We start from the raw sequence: 18,559 nt of genomic DNA, 5'->3' as shown, positions 1-18,559 counted from the left end.
TATCTAGTCCTCACCGAGCAGCCGGCTGAGATACCGCGCGACCGCGCGGACGGCTGCCATGTTGTTCGAATAGTCCATGCGGGTCGGGCCGAGCACCCCGAGGTGCGCGACGCTGCCGCCGGATGCCGTATACCCGCTCGCGACCACGCTCGCCTCGCCGAGGCCGTACCCGGCCATCTCCCGGCCGATGCGCGTCTGCACCGCGTCGTCCTCGAGCTCCATCTCCGAGAACAGGTGCAGCAACGTGACCTGCTGCTCGATCGCCTCGAGCACGGGGAAGATGCTGCCGGTGAAGTCGCCCTCGGTGCGGGCGAGGTTCGCGGCCCCCGCCATCACCAGGCGGTCCTGCCGGTTGGCGGCGACCTGCTCGCCGAGGCTGCCGACCACGGCGTTGACGACGTCGGCGCGCTCGGGCGGGAAGGCATCCGGGAGCGCGTGCAGCCGACCCGCGGCCTCGGCGAGCGCGAGCCCGCCCAGCTGCTCGTTGAGGCGCTCGCGCAGCGCGGCGACGCCCTCCGCGTCGAGCGGCTGCGGCACCTCGACGAGGCGCTGATCGACCCGACCGGTGTCGGTGATCAGCACGGTCATGAGGCGGGTGGGCGCGAGTCCGACCACCTCGATGTGCCGCACCCGGGCGCTGCCGAACGATGGGTACTGCGCGAGCGCGACCTGGTTCGTGAGCTGCGAGAGGGTGCGCACGGTGCGCGCGAGCACGTCGTCGAGGTCGACCGCGTCGCCGAGGAACGTCTCGATCGCCGTGCGCTGCGCGTTCGTCAGCGGGCGCAGCTCGGTCAGCTCGTCGACGAAGACGCGGTAGCCCTTGTCGGTCGGCACCCGCCCGGACGAGGTGTGCGGGGCCGCGATGAGCTCCTCCTCCTCGAGCAGCGCCATGTCGTTGCGGATGGTCGCCGACGAGACCCCGAAGGCGTGCCGCTCGACGATCGACTTCGACCCGACCGGTTCACGGGAGGCGACGTAGTCCTGCACGATGACCCGGAGCACTGCGAGTCCGCGTTCCGAGACCATGGCCACCGCCCTCCATCGCTTAGCACTCGACGATACCGACTGCCAATCGTAGCCGCAGGCGCGTGACGAAATCGTTGCCTCGCCGTTCCCGGTGCCGCTATCTTGTGGTCGTGCTTGTGCCGCTCCCCACGGGACGCGACGAGCGCGAGCCCGTGCACTTTCCCCGCTGTCGAAGTCGACAGCACCCAACGAAAGGCAACTACCCATGACCGAGCCTGCCGCCCCTGCACCTCAGCCGCAGCCGGCTGCTCCGTTCTCGGAGGCCGAGGACAAGCAGTACGCCACGCTGGCGACGTTCCTCAACATCATCCTTCTCATCCCGGCGCTGATCTTCTACTTCGCGTTCAAGGACCGCGGTCCGCGCATCGCCGAGCAGAGCAAGGAGAACCTGAACTGGACGATCAACATCTCGGTGATCGTCGTCGCGGCCTGGATCCTCTCGATCTTCTTCGCCTTCATCCCGTTCGTCGGCTGGATCATCAGCCTCCTGCTCGGCCTCATCGCCTGGGCGGCGCTCATCGTCAACCTGATCTTCTCGATCATCGGCGGCGTGCAGCTCAGCGGCGGCCAGAAGACCAGCTACCGCTACCCCTTCGCGATCCGCGTCATCAAGTAGCGCGCGACGCTCGAGGCGCCGGGTCCTTCGGGGCCCGGCGCTTCTGCGCGCGGGGGTCAGGTGAGGCGGCGCACTACGGCATCCGCGAGCAGCCGGCCCCGGCGGGTGAGCGCGACCCGACCGTCGATCGCCGTGCGACCGTCGACGAGTCCCTCCGCGATGAGCGCCGCGACCGCGGAGCGCCCGTTCTGCTCGAGCGCCTCGATCGGCAGCCCGTCGGCGATGCGCGTGCCCAGCAGGATGCGCTCGAGTCGCCGGGCGTCGTCGTCCAGCGTCTCGCGGCCCGCCGCCGGTGACGCTCCGCCCGCGATCCGCTCCGCGTACGCCGCCGGATGCTTGACATTCCACCAGCGCACCCCGCCGACGTGGCTGTGCGCGCCCGGGCCGACGCCCCACCAGTCCTGCCCCGTCCAGTAGGCGAGGTTGTGCCGGGAGCGATGCGCGGGGTCGGTCGCCCAGTTGCTCACCTCGTACCAGGCGAGGCCGGCATCCGTCAGCCGCTCGTCGGCGAGGTCGTACATGTCGGCCTGGAGGTCGTCATCGGGCTGGGCGATGCGCCCGCGCGCGATGTCGCGGTGCAGGCGCGTGCCGGGCTCGACGATGAGCGCGTACGCGCTCAGGTGATCCGGACGCTGCGCGAGCGCGAGGTCGATCGACGCGGCCCAGTCCTCGAGCGACTCCCCCGGCGTGCCGTAGATGAGGTCGAGGCTGACCTGCAGCCCGGCCTCGCGCGCCCACTGCACGACGAGGGGGATGCGCTCGGGGTCGTGCGTGCGGTCGAGGGTGGCGAGCACGTGCGGCACCGCCGACTGCATGCCGAAGCTCACGCGGGTGAAGCCCGCCTCGGCGAGCTGCGCGAGCGCGGCGGCGTCGACCGAGTCGGGGTTCGCCTCGGTCGTGACCTCCGCACCGGGGGCGAGCCCGAAGCGATCCCGGATGCCGGCCAGCATCCGGCCGAGGGCCTCGGCCGGCAGCAGGGTCGGCGTGCCCCCGCCGAAGAACACCGTCGCCGCGGGACGCGCCATCGCACCGAGCACCCGCTGTGCGAGGTCCAGCTCGGCGATCGCCTGACCGGGGTAGTCGCTCTGCCTGACCCCCGGATCTCCTGCGCCGTGTACGTGTTGAAGTCGCAGTACCCGCAACGCACCCGGCAGAACGGCACGTGCACGTAGACGCCCAGATCGCGCTCGCGCCAGCCCGCGGCCGCCGATGCGGGCAGCATCCCATCGGCCGGGGCGGGATCCGCGATGGGCAGCGCTGACGGCATGACCCGATCCTCGCAGTTCCCGTCGGGCGCGGCTGAGCGGGTCCGGCCGGCGGCGGGCATCGCGCCGCCGACCGGACCGGCGCCCTAGTGGCCGTACCGGTGGAGCCCGTCCTCCCAGCCGCCGCGCGGTGCGGGCAGCACGCCCGCATCGTGCACGATGTCGCCGCCCACGATGGTGAGCACCGACTTCGTGCCGGTGATCTGCGACTCGGGCACCGAGAAGAAGTCGCGGTCGAGCACGGCGAGATCCGCGTGGTTGCCGACCTTGATCCCGTCGCCCAGGTCATCCTCCTGCAGGAACCACGAGGACGTCGAGGTGGCGAGACGGATGGCGTCGACGCGGCTGATCGCCTGCCCCTCGTTGATGAGGTCTCCGCGGAGGTTCTTGCCCGTGACCATCGTGTACAGGTTCAGCCAGGGGTTGATGACGGTGATGTCACCGCCGTCGGAGTGGTAGGCCGTCGGGATCCCGCTCGACAGGATCGTCCGGTAGGGCGGACCCTGCAGGGCGCCGCTGCGCACCGCACCCCAGCCGACCTTGAGACCGCCGCCGAGGCCCTTGAGCTTCTGCACGTACTCGGCGGTGATGAACGGCACATGCGCGACGACCCACCGCAGGTCCGTGATCGGGAACTCCTGGTTGACCTGGTTCCAGCCGTCGATGATGGCCTTGAAGTCGGCGGTCGTCAGCGAGTGGTTCTCATTGCGCCAGCGCGCCTTCGCGACCGCCCGCGTGCCCTCGAGCCAGACCGGCGTTCCCATGCCGGTGAGGCCGCCGGCCGTCCACTCGCCGATCGCACCGGTGCGGAGCATGTCGTTGCCGAAGAACGGGAACGAGTCCTTCAGCCGCTGCGTCAGTTGCGGCACCGAGGCATCCATGTCCTCCTCGGCGAAGTCCACGCGCAGGCGCACCGGCAGCTTCTGGGCCCGGTTCAGCGCGAGGAACGGCTTGTGCATCGTGTACTTGTTCTCGTTGAAGATGGCGCCGCTCGGCTCGTCGGTGTGGAAGGCGCCGGAGTCGAAGTGCGTCGTGATGCCGAGCCCCGCGTAGTACTGCAGGGCGCCGAGGGTGGTGCGCTCGCGGCTGTCGTCGGTGAGGAAGTCCTGCCGCAGCGCGAGGAGCGCCTGCCCGGCGGCGCCGGTGCCGAAGGCGCTGCCGCTCAGCGTTCCGGTCGCTCCGACCGCGATGCCCTTGCTCTCGAAGTAGTCCTTGCCGAGCTGGTTCGTGACGACGCCGCCCTGTGCGGCCTCGAGGAACACCGGGCGGTTGACGGCGCTGAGCTCGGTCAGGTTCGGCAGCCGTCCCTCGCGGAACTGCATCGCCGAGATGGGCCCCACCGTCGTGATGAACTGGCCGGCCGGCACGTGAGCGGCGCGCGCCTGCAGTCGCGCCACGGCATCCGGGATCGTGAAGACGTCCTCGAGCAGCTCGTGATACCCGGGCCGGTTGCCCACCAGCACGATGTGGTTGTGCGAGTCGACGATGCCCGGGATGACGGTGCGGCCGCCGAGATCGATGCGGGTTGCCTGGCCGCCGGCCTTCTGGGCGTCCTTGCCGAGCGCGACGAAACGTCCGTCCCGGATGCGCACCTCGCCGACGACGGTGTCGTGCTCGTCGCCGAGGTGGATCCTGCCGTTGACCAGCAGGAGGTCGCCGCCGCCGTCGGTCGGCTTGTCCGCTGATGCGGCCATCGCCGGCGACGCGGCCCCGAGGGTCGCGGCCGCCGCCGCCGCGCCGCCGCCGATGATGAGCCCCCGACGGGAGATCCCTTCGACACCGCGTCCATGTGTGCTTTTCGCCATGGTGCTGCTCCTTCTGTCGACATTGACAACGAGGGGGCGACCTTCATGACCAGCGAGACCGTTAACCCCTGCTGCACGAACTTAGCGACAGTGAACGGCGTACCACAACCGATTGCGGGAGCTCAGCCGCCGATCGGTCCCGTCAGCGAGCGCTCGTAACGAGCCGTGTAGAAGGCCTGCAGCAGGCGGGCGACCGGGTACGCGATCCACATGAGGGCGTTCGACGGACGTGAGAACGCCCGGATCACGAGCCACACCGACCCGTCGGGCTGGCGCTCGACCACGAACGCCTCCTCCCCGCGCTCCGGATGCCCGGGCAGCGTGCCGTAGGCGAATCCGCGCCGGGTCGGCTCATCGATCACGTACACCACGCGTGCCGGGATCGGGAACGGCCACAACGCCATCCGGAGCTTGGCTGTGTCGCCGGGCTGCAGCAGGGGCGTGCCGTCCGCGGAATACACCGTCTCGGAGGCTCCCCCGACGACCGCCGGTTGCACGGGAACCCCGTCGGCGTCGAACGCGACGGGCGTGTACGCAGCGACCCGCGCCTCGGCCGGCACCGGCTGCTGCTCCACCTTCAGCCCCGATCGACGCTGGATGCCCCAGCTCATAGCCTCGGTCCACGCGAATCGCCAGCGCTCGTCGCCGTGCCCGATCCGCACCCGGCGCTCGAGCGGGCGGTAGCCCGTCGGGGGTACCGGAGCAGGTCCGGCTCCTGCGTCGCCCCGATCGCGCCGTAGGTCACGGGCACCTTCCAGAGCGGGGTCGCGGCCATCACTCCAGGGTAAGGGGATGCTCCCGGAGGTACTGCGCCACGATCGTGTGCGGTGCCACCTCGCACCACGCGCTCACCACGAGTTCGCCGAGGCGGCGACGGGTGATGCGGTTCAGCCGCACGAGCACCGCCGGATATCCGTCGAAGTGCGAGATGGTGAAGAAGACGCCGACGTCCTCGGCCAGGAGCGCCTGCTTCTCGTGCTCGTGCGCGACCCGCGCACCGAGGATCGGCCCCTCCTGCTCGCCGACCTCCTCGATCTCCTTCGCCCGCAGCGGCCGCTCCCACACGAAACCGCGCTTGACCGCCCAGGTGCGGTTGCCCCACTTCGTCGTCTCCTCGACGTCGGGAAGCGCCATCGCCAGCTCCCGGACGTCGTCCCAGGTCGCCATGGCGCCACGCTACGCCGCGTCGGCGGAGGCGTCACGGAGCGGGTATACCGGAGCCAGTGACCCAGAAGCTCTCGTCGACGCCGTCGCCGGCGAAGCCCTTTCCGGCACGCTTCACGATCCCGCTCCTGCTGGGCTCGACCCTCAACCCGATCAACAGCTCGATGCTCGCGACCGGCCTCGCCGCGATCGCGCGCGACTTCCACGTCGGGCCCGGCCAGAGCGCCGCGCTCGTCTCCGTGCTCTATCTGTGCAGTTCGGTCGCCCAGCCGACGATGGGCAAGCTCGCGCAGCTCTTCGGCCCGCGCCGGATCTTCCTCGTCGGCATCGCGATCCTCGCGGCGGGCGGCATCGTCGGCGCGACCGCGCCGCAGTTCTGGGTGCTGCTCGTCTCGCGGGCCCTCATCGGCGTCGGCAGTTCGGCCGCCTATCCGACCGGGATGGCGCTCGTGCGCCGCCGCGCCGAGTCGCTCGGCGTCGGTGTGCCCAGCCGGGTGATCGGCAACTTCTCGATCGCCGCGCAGATCACGGTCGTGCTCGGGCTGCCGATCGGCGGGGTGCTGACCGGACTGTTCGGATGGCGCGCCCTCTTCCTCGTCAACATCCCGCTCGCCGTCGGCGTCTTCCTCTTCGCCTTCTTCGGCATCGCGAAAGACGAGGCCCGTCGCAAGCGCGCCCGGGGGCGTGCGCTGGTGGCGGCCGTCGACATCCCGGGCATCGCGCTGTTCGCCGCGGCGATCGTGAGCCTGCTGCTGTTCCTGTCCGACCTGCGGGCTCCGCTCTGGTGGCTCCTGCCGGTCTTCGTCGCCGCGACCGCAGGGTTCGTGCTGTGGGAGCGACGCACCTCCCAGCCGCTCGTCGACATCCGGATGCTGGCGGCCAACGGCCCGCTGCAGCGCACCTACCTGCGCCAGATCATCGTCGGCCTCGGCGTGTACACCGGCCTCTACGGGATCAGCCAGTGGATGGAGGACGCGGCCGGGTACTCCGCGTTCGAGGTGGGCCTGCTCCTGCTGCCGCTGTCCGGCACGGGCATCGTGCTGGCCCGCATCGTGTCGGTGCGCGGCTGGGTGCGCTGGCCGCTCATCGTCGGTGCGGTCGCGCTCATCGGCACGGGCGTCGCCGCGCTGTTCATCGACCACCGCGCGGGCGTGCTCGTGCTGCTCGGGCTGACGCTGCTGTTCGGCACGACCAACGGCCTCAGCAACTTCGCGAACCAGACGACGCTGTACGTGCAGTCCCCGTCGGAGACGTTCGCGGTGGCGTCGGGCCTCTACCGCACCGCGTCCTACCTCGGCGCGATCTTCTCGGCGAGCGTCATCAGCCTCTCGTTCGGCAGCCGGGTCTCGGATGCCGGATTCCACGCGGTCGCCTGGGTGCTCGTCGCGATCGGCGTCGGGGCGCTGCTCATGACCACGCTCGACCGGCGGATCCCCGTCGTCGCGCGCGGGCGGGCGCGCGGCTGACGCCCGTCAGGCCGCGCTCGCGGGGATCAGGCCTGCCAGTCGAGCACCGGCAGACCGTCCCCGTCGTGAGCGGCCCCCGCGACGACGACGATGAAGTCGACGAGCGGCCAGATGCCGAAGGTGATCCAGCCGACCAGCAGCTTCGCCACGCCCATCCCGATGTTCCCGAGATAGAAGCGGTCGACGCCGAGCCCGCCGAGGAAGAAGCTGAGCAGCGTCGCGACGAGGCGGCTCTTCGGCGAGACCGGGTACGCGCGCGCAGCCGGATACGGCGCCGGAGGCTGCATCATGCGCGGACGCGCGTGGGTGTAGGTGGTGCCGTCCCACCAGTGCTCCGTCGACGGGTCGCGCGGGTCGGTGTACCAGCCGGGAGGCGCCGTCGTCATGTCGCCATGGTGGCCAGCGCGGACGATCGCGTCAAATCAGCGGATGGTGCGGCGAGCGCTATCTGTCCTTCTTCGACGTCTCCACGTCGCCGGAGAGCGCGGCGATGAACGCCTCCTGGGGCACCTCGACGCGGCCGACCATCTTCATCCGCTTCTTGCCCTCCTTCTGCTTCTCGAGCAGCTTGCGCTTGCGGGTGATGTCGCCGCCGTAGCACTTGGCGAGCACGTCCTTGCGCATCGCGCGGATGTTCTCGCGCGCGATGATGCGGGCGCCGATCGCGGCCTGGATCGGGACCTCGAACTGCTGCCGCGGGATCAGCTCCCGCAGCCGCGTGGCCATCATGGTGCCGTAGGCGTACGCCTTGTCCTTGTGCACGATGGCGCTGAACGCGTCGACCGTCTCGCCCTGGAGCAGGATGTCGACCTTCACGAGGTCGCCCGGCGCCTCCCCGCGGGCTCGTAGTCGAGCGAGGCGTAGCCCTGGGTGCGCGACTTCAGCTGGTCGAAGAAGTCGAAGACGATCTCGCCGAGCGGGAGCGTGTACTTGAGCTCGACGCGGTCCTCGCCGAGGAAGTCCATCGACTTCATCGTGCCGCGGCGGTTCTGGCAGAGGTCCATGATCGTGCCGACGTAGTCCTTCGGCGCGAGGATCGAGGCGTTGACGACGGGCTCGAGCACCTCGGCGATCTTCGCCCCCGTCGGGTACTCGCTCGGGTTGGTCACGGTGACCGTCTTCCGGTCCTCGGTCGTGACCTGGTACGGCACGCTCGGCGCCGTCGTGATGAGGTCGAGATCGAACTCGCGGCGCAGGCGTTCGGTGATGATCTCCAGGTGCAGGAGGCCGAGGAAGCCGCAGCGGAACCCGAAGCCGAGCGCGACGCTCGTCTCGGGTTCGTACTGCAGCGCGGCATCCGACAGCTTGAGCTTGTCGAGCGCCTCGCGCAGCTCCGGGTAGTCGGAGCCGTCGATCGGGTAGATGCCCGAGAAGACCATCGGCAGCGGATCGGTGTAGCCGAGCAGGGCCTCGGTCGCCGGCTTGACCGCCGTCGTGACGGTGTCGCCGACCTTCGACTGGCGCACGTCCTTGACGCCCGTGATGAGGTAGCCGACCTCGCCGACGCCGAGACCCTTCGACGGGGTCGGCTCGGGGCTCGAGACCCCGATCTCCAGGATGTCGTGGGTCGCCCGGGTCGACATCATCTGGATGCGCTCGCGCGGGCTCAGCTCGCCGTCGACCATGCGCACGTAGGTGACGACGCCGCGGTAGGCGTCGTACACCGAGTCGAAGATCATCGCACGCGCCGGTGCGTCCTTCACGCCCACCGGAGCCGGGATCCGCTCCACCACCCGGTCGAGCAGGGCCTCGACGCCCTCCCCCGTCTTGCCGCTCACCTTGAGCACGTCCGCGGGGTCGCCGCCGATGAGCTGCGCCAGCTCACGGGCGTACTTCTCCGGCTCGGCCGACGGCAGATCGATCTTGTTGAGCACGGGGATGATCTCGAGGTCGTTCTCGAGAGCCAGGTACAGGTTGGCGAGGGTCTGGGCCTCGATGCCCTGGGCGGCATCCACCAGCAGGATGGCGCCCTCGCACGCCGCGAGCGACCGGCTCACCTCGTACGTGAAGTCGACGTGCCCGGGAGTGTCGATCATGTTCAGGGCATACGTCCCGTCGGCGGCCTGCCACGGCATCCGGACCGCCTGCGACTTGATCGTGATGCCGCGCTCGCGCTCGATGTCCATGCGGTCCAGATACTGGGCGCGCATGTCGCGGTCGCTGACGACGCCCGTGATCTGCAGCATGCGGTCGGCCAGGGTCGACTTGCCGTGATCGATGTGCGCGATGATGCAGAAGTTCCGGATACGCGCGGGGTCGGTCGCAGCCGGTTCGAGAGGCTTCAGGGCGCGCGGAGACATGACGGGCCATTGTCTCATTCGCGGCGGAGGCCGGCTGCGCCGCGGGAGAACGCGACTCGGAGTGCCGCCTTGATGTTTTCTAGGTGAAACCATATAGTGCGAACGAATCTCGATTCCGGAGTTCTCCTTTGCAGCCCAGCAGAACGGATCACATGAAGCTCACCCGACTCGTCGCGGCCTCCGCGGCGACCGCCCTCCTCGGTGCAGCGGCCCTTGCGGCTGCCACGCCGGCGTTCGCGATCCCCGCTCCCAGCACCCAGTACGTGACGGCGAGCCAGTTCGTGGCGGAGGCCTCGCCCTACCCGCACCAGTGGTTCAAGGGGAACGTGACCGCCCCCGTGGGCACCTACACGAGCGTTCCGACCGGTCTGACGGTGAACGGCAACGCGCAGCCGCTCAACGGCGACACGCCGACGACCGGGCTCGCCAACCTCGTCTCGGGGGCGTCGTTCACGGCCGACGGGCCCGCGGCCTTCCAGATCCCGATCTTCACCAACACCGACGCGACCGACGCCGCCAGCCCGACCGGGTTCACGACGCTCGTGCCCGACGACATCACGCCGGGCGCCCTGCACACGACGACCTGGCATTCGACGCAGGACATCTCCCGCGCCGGCACCGTGCAGTACACCGCGAACACGAGCCACTTCGCGCTCGCCGACCTCGAGACCTACCTGTCGGGCGATACGACGCCGTACACGATCCTGGCGTACGGGTTCTATGTGGACTCGAGCTTCACCACGACGCTGCACACCGTCACCTGGGACGGCGTCACCACCGACTTCATGGCCGCTCCGACGGCGACGCTGTCGGCCACGTCGCTCACCACCAAGCAGGTCACCTCGACGGGCATCGACGCGACCTTCACCGGCTTCGTGCCCGGTGAGCTCGTGGACTTCGGCTACGGCAGCGGCCAGTCCGGCGACAGCTACGGCGCCCCGGTCGCGGCCGACGCGAACGGCACGGTCAGCGTGCACTTCGTCGCTCCGACCGGCTTCACCGCGGGCACCTACACGCTCGGCGCCTATGGCGAGACCTCGACCTTCTCGGCCGTGGGCACGTTCACGGTCGCCGACCCGGCCCCGGCCGCCAGCCTGGCCGCGACGGGCATCGACGCGACCCCTACCTGATCGCCGCGGCGGCGCTGCTCGTCTTCGGTGCAGCGTTCGGCGTCATCGCCTGGCGGCGTCGGCGCGTCGACGCGTAACGCTCCACGACGCGGGAGGAACGTCACCGGCGTTCCTCCCGCGTCGATTGGCTGGTAACGTAGCCCCTTGGTTTCCCGTGCGTCCCACCGCGCGGTTCGCCGATCGCGCCCTCTACCGCGAACGGCACCTCCACTCGACGCAGTAGACGTAAGGACACGCATGGCCAACATCAAGTCGCAGATCAAGCGCATCGGCACCAACAAGAAGGCGCAGGAGCGCAACAAGGCCGTCAAGAGCGAGCTCAAGACCGCCATCCGCGCCACGCGCGAGGCGATCACCGCCGGCGACAAGGACAAGGCGTCGGCCGCTTTGAAGGTCGCCACCAAGAAGCTCGACAAGGCGACGAGCAAGGGCGTCATCCACGCCAACCAGGCCGCCAACCGCAAGTCGGCGATCTCGAAGGCCGTCGCGAGCCTGTAACCACGTTCTCGTCGAAGGGCCCCGCACCGGGTGGTGCGGGGCCCTTCGCGTATCGGGGGACGGCGAATGCGAGGGCGGTGTGCCGTTAGCGTGGACGGATGGCCGTACCCGACTTCGTGCTCGAGCTGCGAGAGCGGATCGGACACGCACCCCTGTGGCTCTCGGGGGTCACGGCTGTCGTGCTCGATGACGCCCGGGAGCGGGTGCTGCTCATCCGCCGCGCCGACAACGGAGCCTGGACCCCCGTCACGGGGATCATCGATCCGGGCGAGCAGCCGGCGGTCGCCGCGGCGCGCGAGGCACTCGAGGAGACGGGCGTCGTCATCCGGGTCGCACGGCTGGCGTCGACCTCGGTGACTCCCGACATCATGTACGAGAACGGAGATCGCAGCCGGTATCTCGACCTCACCTTCGAGTGCCGGTACGTCTCCGGTGCGCCGCATCCGGCCGACGGCGAGGCGAGCGAGGTCGGCTGGTACCGGCTCGACTCGCTCCCGCCGATGACGGACGAGATGCGCTGGCGCATCGACACCGCACTCGAGGACGGGCCGGCGAGATTCCTGCCGGCGTAGGCGACCGGGAACTCGGCCGCCCCGCTCGTGCTCACCGTTCCCCGCGGGCGGCGACGATCCCGACCATGCGCTCGAGGGCATAGACGGGATCGCGGCCGGCGCCCTTGACCTGGGCGTCGGCGTCGGCCAGCGACTCGATGACGCGGCCGAGGCCCTCGTCGGTCCAGCCCTGGAGGTCTCGGCGCGCGCGGTCGATCTGCCAGGGCGCGAGGCCGAGCTGTTGCGCGAGCTGATTCGACCCCCGCGCGTGCCCGCGACCTTCGCCATCGTGCGCACCTTGCTCGCGAACGCCGCGACCACCGGCACCGGGTCCGCGCCGGAGGCGAGTGCGTGCCGGAGCAGCCCCAGCGCCTCACCATGCCGGCCGGCGATGGCGGCATCCGCGACGGCGAACGCCGTCGTCTCGACCCGGCCGCCGTAGTACTTGTCCACCGTCGCCTCGGTGATCTCGCTGTCGGTGTCGGCGAGCAACTGCTGACAGGCGGCCGCGAGCTCCGCGAGGTCGTCGCTGAACGCGGACACGAGCGCGCGCTGCGCTCCCCGGTGATCCGGCGATGCGCCGCCTGGAATTCCGCGGCGACGAAGTCGAGCTTGTCGGCGTCGCGCTTGAGCTCGGCGCAGACGATCTCGATACCGCCGCCGAGTCCCCCGCGGATCGCATCGAGGAGCTTCTTGCCCCGCACGCCCCCTGCATGCCGCAGGACCAGGTACGTGTCGTCGGCCGGGCTGGCGAGGTAGGCGAGCGCCTCCTCGAGGAAGGCGTCGCCGGTCTTCTCGACACCCTCGACGCGGAGCAGACGCGGCTCGGCGAACAGCGAGGGGCTCGCCAGCGTGATCAGCTCGCCCGGCGCGTACGCGCTCGCGTCGAGATCGGACACCTCGAGCGTCGGATCCTCCGCCCGCAGCGTGTCGCGCAGCAGCCGGATGGCGCGGTCGGCCAGCACCGTCTCGGTGCCGCTCACCAGCACCACGGGCGCCGGTCGCACGCGGTCCCAGGGCAGCTGCGGGATCGACGCCTTCGGCGCCGCGGCGCCCCGCGAGCTCGATCGTCGCGCCGGAGCCGCCATGCCGCCAGCCTATTTCGTCGGACCGTCACGCGCGGTCAGCTCCGGTCCGGTGAGGGTCGCTTCGTCTCCGCCCGGCTTCTGCTTCCAGACCACCGCCTCGTGGGGCTGCGCACCGGGGGCGACCAGCACCATCCCGTCGAGGTCGGTGCGCAGCGGCCGGATGCCGTTCGCCGTCAGAATGCCGAGCAGCTTCGCGGTCGGATGCCCGTAGTCGTTGCCTGCGCCGACGCCGATCAGGCCGAGCGTCGGGTGCAGTGCCGCGTACAGCTCGGGAGACTGGTCGGCCGAGCCGTGATGCGCGACCTTCACGACATCCACGTGGCCCGGATGCATCAGCCCGAGGAGGCGGTCCTGGGACTCCTCGCCCAGATCCCCGAGGAGGATGCCGGAGAGGCAGGCCGGGCAACCCTCCCCCGGCGTGATCGTGATCGTCACGCTCGCGGGGTTGCCCGGCTCGACGCCGGTATCCGGCGGCCAGACGACATCCCAGCGGAGCGCACCCAGCACCCCGTGCACGCCGATGCTCACCTGATCGACCCGGGCGCCCCCGGCCCGCAGCTCGGAGGCGAGCCGGTGGTCGCCCGGATCGCTCGGCGGTCCGATGAGCGCGCGGTCGACCTTGCCGACCACGGCGTCGGTGCCTCCGACATGGTCGAGGTCGTAGTGCGTCAGCACCAGGAGGTCGATGTGGTCGATGCCGAGGTCGCTGAGGCACACCGCGAGGGGCTTCGGGTCGGGGCCGGTGTCGACCAGGGCGATCTCGCCACCGCTGCGGATGAGGGTCGCGTCGCCCTGGCCGATGTCGCACAGGCCGAACTCCCAGTCCGCGGGGCGTCCCGCCACCGTGACGACGTGGATGCCCGCGACGCTCGCGAGATACCCCACCACCCCGACGACGAGGGCGGCGCGTGCGAGCCGGCGCAGCCGAGCGGGCGACCCGCCCAGCACCGCGACCAGCGCGAGGACCGTCACCGCGATCAGCAGGAGGATGCCGATCACCCCGGGCGGCCACGGGCTCTGGGCGCCCGGCAGGTGGGCGAAGAACCGGGCGACCGCGGCGATCCACGAGGCCGGAAGCCACGCGAGCCATCCGATCGCCGATGCCAGCCCGGGCAGCACGGCTGCGGTTGCGCACGCCGCCAGACCGAGGACCGTGACGAGCGGAGCCGCGGGTTCCGCGAGCAGGTTGGCCGCGATCCCGTACACCGGCAGCGCCGGGTTCAGCAGCAGGATCACCGGCTGGCAGGCCAGCTGCGCCGCGATCGGCACGGCGAGCAGCAGCGCCAGCCGGTTCGGCAGCAGGCGCGCGATCGAACGGGCGATGGGCGCGGCCAGCAGCAGGAGGCCGCCGGTCGCGAGCGCGGAGAGCGCGAACCCGTAGTCCCGCGCGAGCCAGGGGTCCGTCGTGAGCAGCACGATCACCGCGATGCAGAGCAGCGGGAGGCCGCGCCCCGCCCGTCCGAGCGCGATGGCGGTCAGCGCGACCGCCGCCATGACCGCCGCGCGGATCACCGAACCCTGCGGCGTGACCAGCACGACGAATCCGACGAGCGCGAGCAGCGCCACGGCGAGCCGCACCATCCGCGGGAGCCCGATCGCGGACGCCGCCCAGAGCACGAGCCCGACCACGATCGCGCAGTTGGCACCCGACACGGCGGTGAGGTGGGTGAGCGACGACGCCTTCATCTCGGCCGTGAGCCGGGGCGAGACCTGGGCGGTGTCGCCGATCGCGAGCCCCGGCAGGAGGTCGCCGCCGTCGCCCGGGAGCCCGGCGGTGGCGCGGACGAGCGCCACGCGCACGTGATCGGCCGCCTCGAGCATGCCAGGGGCGGGGCGACCTCGGTCGGTGATCCGCGGGGAACACCAGGTACGCGACCGTGTCGCCGACGTCGCCCGGGCGCACCGCGGCGTCGATGCGCAGGGTCTCGCCGATGCGGACCCGATCGAGGGCGTGGTCCTCGGGCTCGCCCATCACGAGCACCGGCGTCGAGGTCGTCGTCGTCTGGTCGCCCACCGTGGCGGAGAGCGCGGTCGCCGCCAGACGGCCCGCGGTCGCCAGCGACGTCGCCTCGAGCCGCAACGTGACCGTGCGCCCGGAATGCGCGGCCTCCACGAGGACATGCGGCGATCGGCCGGGCACCTGCGCGGCGACCGCCGCCCCGATGATCGCTCCCCCGACGAGGGCGATCGCAGCGAGCGCGAGCACCGAGCGCACCCCGCGCGCGATGAGCGCGCAGGCGACGGCCGCGGCTGCGCATCCGAGGGCGAGGACCCCGTTCGCCCAGCCGGGCAGCCCGATGCCGATGCCCGCGACCAACCAGGCGGCGAGCGCCGCGGGCAGCAGCCGGAGATCGGTCACCGGTCACACCGTGACGAGGGGCTCGAGCTGTGCGAAGGTCGCGTCGCCGATGCCGCTCACGCTGCGCAGGTCCTGAATGGAACGGAAGCGTCCGTTCTTGGTGCGCCAGTCGATGATCCGCTGCGCCATCGCCGGACCCACCCGCGGCAGCGTCTCGAGGGCTGTCGCGTCGGCGGTGTTGACGTTGACCTTCGCGCCGGGAGCGGCGGCACCCCCGGTGCCGGCACCGGCACCCACCGGCGGCGCCTCGCCCACCGCCGGAACGACCAGCTGCTCGCCGTCGGCGACGACGCGGGCGAGGTTGATGCCCGCGCGATCGGCGGAGGAGGTGAACCCGCCGGCGGCGACGACGGCGTCCATCACCCGATCGCCGTCGCGCACCTCGTAGAGGCCGGGATGCACGACCTGGCCGACCACCTGCACGTACAGCACGCCCGGGCTCGGCGAGGCGACGATCCCCGGCGGAGCTCCGCTCGACCCGGGCGCCGCGCCGGTCGTCGGCGCCACCACCGTTGTGCCGCCGTGCGGGGTGAGCGCCGTCACGAGCACGGCCGCCGCGAGGCCCAGCAGCACGAGTACGAGCGCGGCCCCGGCACCCGCGCGCAACCGGGCGCGGCGGGGGTCGGGTGCCGGAGACGCGCTCACTCGAGCACGCTAGACAGCACCGCGCTCGGGGCGGCGCCGCGCTCAGCGGGTGGGGACGATCAGCTCCGGGTCGCGATGTTGACGACGCGCGGCGCCCGCACGATCACGTTGACGATCTCGCGATCGCCCACCACCCGGGCGACGGCGGCCGATGCCCGCGCGAGCGCCTCGAGCTCGTCGGCGGCGATGGTCGGCGAGACCTCGAGCCGATCGCGCACCTTGCCGTCGACCTGCACGATCGCGGTCACCGACTCCTCGACCAGCAGCGTCGGATCGGGCTTGCGCAGCCCGGCGAACGCGACCGATGCCGGATGCCCGAGCCGCTCCCACATGTCCTCGGCGGTGTACGGCGCGAACAGGGACAGCAGCACCGTGACCGCCTCGATCGCCTCCCGCACCGCGGGATCCGCCGCGCCCGGCCCGGAGTCGATCGTCTTACGGATCTGGTTCACGAGCTCCATGAGCCGCGCGACCACGACGTTGAACTTGAACGCCTCGAGCAGCCCCGGCGCGTCGGCGAGCAGGTGGTGCGTCGCACGGCGCAGCGCGGCATCCCCGCCCTTCCACTCCACGTCGGTCGGCGAGGTGATCTCGCCGGAGATGCGCCAGGCGCGCGCGAGGAACTTGGTGGAGCCGGTGGGCGACACGTCGGCCCAGTCGATGTCGTCCTCCGGCGGCCCGGCGAACGCCAGCGTCAGCCGCAGCGCGTCGGCACCGTGCTCGCGCAGCTCGCTCGCGAACTCGACGAGGTTGCCCTTCGACTTCGACATCTTCGAGCCGTCCATGAGGACCATGCCCTGGTTCAGCACGGCGCTGAAGGGCTCGGTGAAGCTCACGTAGCCGAGGTCGAACAGCACCTTCGTGATGAAGCGCGCGTACAGCAGGTGCAGGATCGCGTGCTCGACCCCGCCGACGTACTGGTCGACGGGCGCCCACTTCTCCGCATCCGCCGGCTCGAAGGCGCGGGTGTCGTCGTGCGGGTCGAGGTAGCGCAGGAAGTACCAGGAGCTGTCGACGAACGTGTCCATCGTGTCCGGATCGCGACGGGCCGGCCGGCCGTCGGGCAGCGTGGTCTGCACCCACTCCGTCGCCGCGCCGAGCGGCGACTGGCCCTGGGCTTCAGGTCGAGGCCCTCGGTGGGCGGCAGCTCGAGCGGCAGCTGGTCCTCGGGCACCGGATGCAGCGACCCGTCCTCGGCGTGCAGGATCGGGATCGGCGTGCCCCAGTATCGCTGCCGCGAGATCAGCCAGTCGCGCAGGCGGTAGGTCTTCGCGGCGCGACCGGTGCCGGCGTCGGTGAGCAGGTCGATGACGCGGGAGATCGCGTTCTGCTTGCTGAGGCCGTCGAGCGGGCCGGAGTTGATCATCCGGCCCGGGCCGTTCAGCGCGACCCCGGTGCCGGCCGGATCGAGAGCCGGGATCTCCGCACCCTCCTCCAGCATCTCGGGCGTGATGACGGGGATCGTGCCCGTGACGGCCGCGTTCGTGTCGACGACGACCTTGACCGGCAGGCCGAACTTCAGCGCGAAGTCCAGGTCGCGCTGGTCGTGCGCGGGCACCGCCATGACGGCGCCGTGCCCGTAGTCGGCGAGCACGTAGTCGGCGGTCCACACCGGGATCCGCTCGCCGTTCACGGGGTTGATCGCATACCGTTCGAGCGGGATGCCGGTCTTCTCCCGTCCCGCGTCCTGCCGATCGACCTCGCTGGTCTTCTGCACCTGCTCGAGGTAGTCGGCGAACGCCGCCTGCACCTCGGGGCTGGAACCGGCCGCGAGCTCGGCGGCCAGGTCGGAATCCGGGGCGACGACCATGAAGGTCGCACCGAACAGCGTGTCGGGGCGGGTGGTGAAGACGGTGACCTTCTCGGGGTGCCCTCGATCACGAAGTCGACGTCGGCGCCGGTGGATCGCCCGATCCAGTTGCGCTGCATCGCGATGACCTTGCTCGGCCATGAGCCCTCGAGCTGGTTCAGGTCGTCGAGCAGCCGGTCGGCGTAGTCGGTGATCCGGAAGTACCACTGGGTCAGCTTCTTCTTGATCACGACCGCGCCGGAGCGCTCGCTCGTGCCATCCGGCAGCACCTGCTCGTTCGCGAGCACCGTCTGGTCGACCGGGTCCCAGTTGACCCAGCTGTCCTTGCGGTACGCCAGCCCCTTCTCGTACAGCTTGAGGAACAGCCACTGGTTCCACTTGTAGTACTCGGGGTCGGAGGTGTGCAGTTCGCGGTTCCAGTCGAAGCTGTTGCCGTACTTCTGGAAACTCGCCTTCTGCTGGGCGATGTTGGCGTACGTCCACTCGCGCGGGTCGATGCCGCGCTTGATCGCCGCGTTCTCGGCGGGCAGGCCGAAGCTGTCCCACCCGATCGGATGCAGCACGTTGAAGCCCTGCTGACGCCAGTAGCGCGCGACGATGTCGCCGAACGCGAACGCCTCCGCGTGCCCCATGTGCAGATCGCCCGACGGGTACGGGAACATGTCGAGCACGTACTTGCGCGGCCGCGAATCCGACGGGCCGTCGACCGTGAACGGCTGAAGCTCCTCCCAGCGCGCCGCCCACTTCTGCATGATCGCGGCGAAGTCGTACTCCGCGTCGTGGGCGCTCTGCTCGGGCATGGGACGACTCTCGTTTCGCGAGGGGAAGGCGTTCCA

Annotated in this window: 13 protein-coding genes and 4 pseudogenes; 6 read left to right on the top strand and 11 right to left on the bottom strand. The window is 70.8% G+C overall.

Annotation, left to right across the window (positions count from 1 at the left end; genetic code table 11):
* Positions 1 to 3: 3 nt before the first annotated feature.
* Positions 4 to 1,026, bottom strand: a complete 1,023-nt coding sequence (hrcA, locus tag QQK35_RS16530; RefSeq protein ID WP_284255117.1) for a heat-inducible transcriptional repressor HrcA — start codon at positions 1,024 to 1,026, stop codon at positions 4 to 6.
* Positions 1,027 to 1,231: 205 nt separating this feature from the next.
* Here hrcA and QQK35_RS16525 point away from each other — a divergent pair, with 205 nt between their 5' ends.
* Positions 1,232 to 1,642, top strand: coding sequence for a DUF4870 domain-containing protein (locus QQK35_RS16525; protein ID WP_284255116.1), 411 nt, complete (start codon positions 1,232 to 1,234; stop codon positions 1,640 to 1,642).
* A gap of 56 nt (positions 1,643 to 1,698) precedes the next feature.
* On the opposite strand, the pseudogene hemW reads toward QQK35_RS16525, so the two are convergent.
* The 4 genes and pseudogenes from hemW to QQK35_RS16505 all read right to left on the bottom strand — a co-directional run bounded on the left by hemW (position 1,699) and on the right by QQK35_RS16505 (position 5,879).
* A pseudogene (gene hemW, locus QQK35_RS16520) lies at positions 1,699 to 2,909 on the bottom strand (radical SAM family heme chaperone HemW).
* 84 nt (positions 2,910 to 2,993) lie between these two features.
* A complete protein-coding gene (locus QQK35_RS16515) occupies positions 2,994 to 4,712 on the bottom strand; it encodes an amidohydrolase family protein (protein WP_284255115.1) in 1,719 nt (572 codons plus the stop codon).
* A gap of 122 nt (positions 4,713 to 4,834) precedes the next feature.
* Positions 4,835 to 5,374 (bottom strand): DUF1990 domain-containing protein, encoded by a 540-nt coding sequence (locus QQK35_RS16510; RefSeq protein ID WP_284255114.1) that lies wholly within the window; start codon positions 5,372 to 5,374, stop codon positions 4,835 to 4,837.
* Positions 5,375 to 5,486: 112 nt separating this feature from the next.
* Positions 5,487 to 5,879, bottom strand: coding sequence for an MmcQ/YjbR family DNA-binding protein (locus tag QQK35_RS16505; protein ID WP_284255113.1), 393 nt, complete (start codon positions 5,877 to 5,879; stop codon positions 5,487 to 5,489).
* A 56-nt stretch (positions 5,880 to 5,935) separates the two neighbouring features.
* On the opposite strand from QQK35_RS16505, the gene QQK35_RS16500 reads away from it, so the two are divergent.
* Complete coding sequence (locus QQK35_RS16500) at positions 5,936 to 7,342, top strand: MFS transporter (RefSeq protein ID WP_284255112.1); 1,407 nt, start codon at positions 5,936 to 5,938, stop codon at positions 7,340 to 7,342.
* A 26-nt stretch (positions 7,343 to 7,368) separates the two neighbouring features.
* Here QQK35_RS16500 and QQK35_RS16495 read toward each other — a convergent pair whose 3' ends face one another.
* Together QQK35_RS16495 and lepA are read right to left on the bottom strand one after the other, a co-directional pair.
* Positions 7,369 to 7,728, bottom strand: coding sequence for an NINE protein (locus QQK35_RS16495; RefSeq protein ID WP_284255111.1), 360 nt, complete (start codon positions 7,726 to 7,728; stop codon positions 7,369 to 7,371).
* A 58-nt stretch (positions 7,729 to 7,786) separates the two neighbouring features.
* Positions 7,787 to 9,642: pseudogene (gene lepA, locus QQK35_RS16490) on the bottom strand (translation elongation factor 4).
* A gap of 152 nt (positions 9,643 to 9,794) precedes the next feature.
* On the opposite strand from lepA, the gene QQK35_RS16485 reads away from it, so the two are divergent.
* The 3 genes from QQK35_RS16485 to QQK35_RS16475 all read left to right on the top strand — a co-directional run bounded on the left by QQK35_RS16485 (position 9,795) and on the right by QQK35_RS16475 (position 11,842).
* On the top strand, positions 9,795 to 10,772 hold the full coding sequence (locus QQK35_RS16485; protein ID WP_284255110.1) for a hypothetical protein: 978 nt from the start codon (positions 9,795 to 9,797) through the stop codon (positions 10,770 to 10,772).
* A 237-nt stretch (positions 10,773 to 11,009) separates the two neighbouring features.
* Entirely contained in the window at positions 11,010 to 11,270 is a 261-nt protein-coding gene (gene rpsT, locus QQK35_RS16480; RefSeq protein WP_284255109.1) for a 30S ribosomal protein S20, read from the top strand.
* 98 nt (positions 11,271 to 11,368) lie between these two features.
* Entirely contained in the window at positions 11,369 to 11,842 is a 474-nt protein-coding gene (locus QQK35_RS16475) for an NUDIX hydrolase (RefSeq protein ID WP_284255108.1), read from the top strand.
* 31 nt (positions 11,843 to 11,873) lie between these two features.
* Here the strand turns inward: QQK35_RS16475 and holA are convergent.
* Together holA and QQK35_RS16465 are read right to left on the bottom strand one after the other, a co-directional pair.
* Positions 11,874 to 12,909 (bottom strand): annotated as a pseudogene (gene holA, locus QQK35_RS16470) (DNA polymerase III subunit delta).
* 9 nt (positions 12,910 to 12,918) lie between these two features.
* Positions 12,919 to 14,730, bottom strand: coding sequence for a ComEC/Rec2 family competence protein (locus QQK35_RS16465; RefSeq protein WP_284255107.1), 1,812 nt, complete (start codon positions 14,728 to 14,730; stop codon positions 12,919 to 12,921).
* Between the two features lie 110 nt (positions 14,731 to 14,840).
* On the opposite strand from QQK35_RS16465, the gene QQK35_RS16460 reads away from it, so the two are divergent.
* Positions 14,841 to 15,344: a hypothetical protein gene (locus QQK35_RS16460; RefSeq protein ID WP_284255106.1), complete on the top strand. Its 504-nt coding sequence runs from the start codon at positions 14,841 to 14,843 to the stop codon at positions 15,342 to 15,344.
* On the opposite strand, the gene QQK35_RS16455 is transcribed toward QQK35_RS16460, so the two are convergent.
* Together QQK35_RS16455 and leuS are read right to left on the bottom strand one after the other, a co-directional pair.
* Positions 15,272 to 15,913 (bottom strand): ComEA family DNA-binding protein, encoded by a 642-nt coding sequence (locus QQK35_RS16455; protein WP_284255105.1) that lies wholly within the window; start codon positions 15,911 to 15,913, stop codon positions 15,272 to 15,274. The genes QQK35_RS16460 and QQK35_RS16455 overlap by 73 nt on opposite strands.
* Positions 15,914 to 15,972: 59 nt before the next feature.
* Positions 15,973 to 18,523, bottom strand: a pseudogene (leuS, locus tag QQK35_RS16450) (leucine--tRNA ligase).
* Positions 18,524 to 18,559 lie beyond the last annotated feature (36 nt).

This window comes from Pseudolysinimonas kribbensis (assembly GCF_030161895.1).
In the GTDB taxonomy this organism is placed as follows: domain Bacteria; phylum Actinomycetota; class Actinomycetes; order Actinomycetales; family Microbacteriaceae; genus Pseudolysinimonas; species Pseudolysinimonas kribbensis.
The sequence above is the reverse complement of the archived record's forward strand: the minus strand, read 5'-3'. Positions and strand labels throughout refer to the sequence as shown.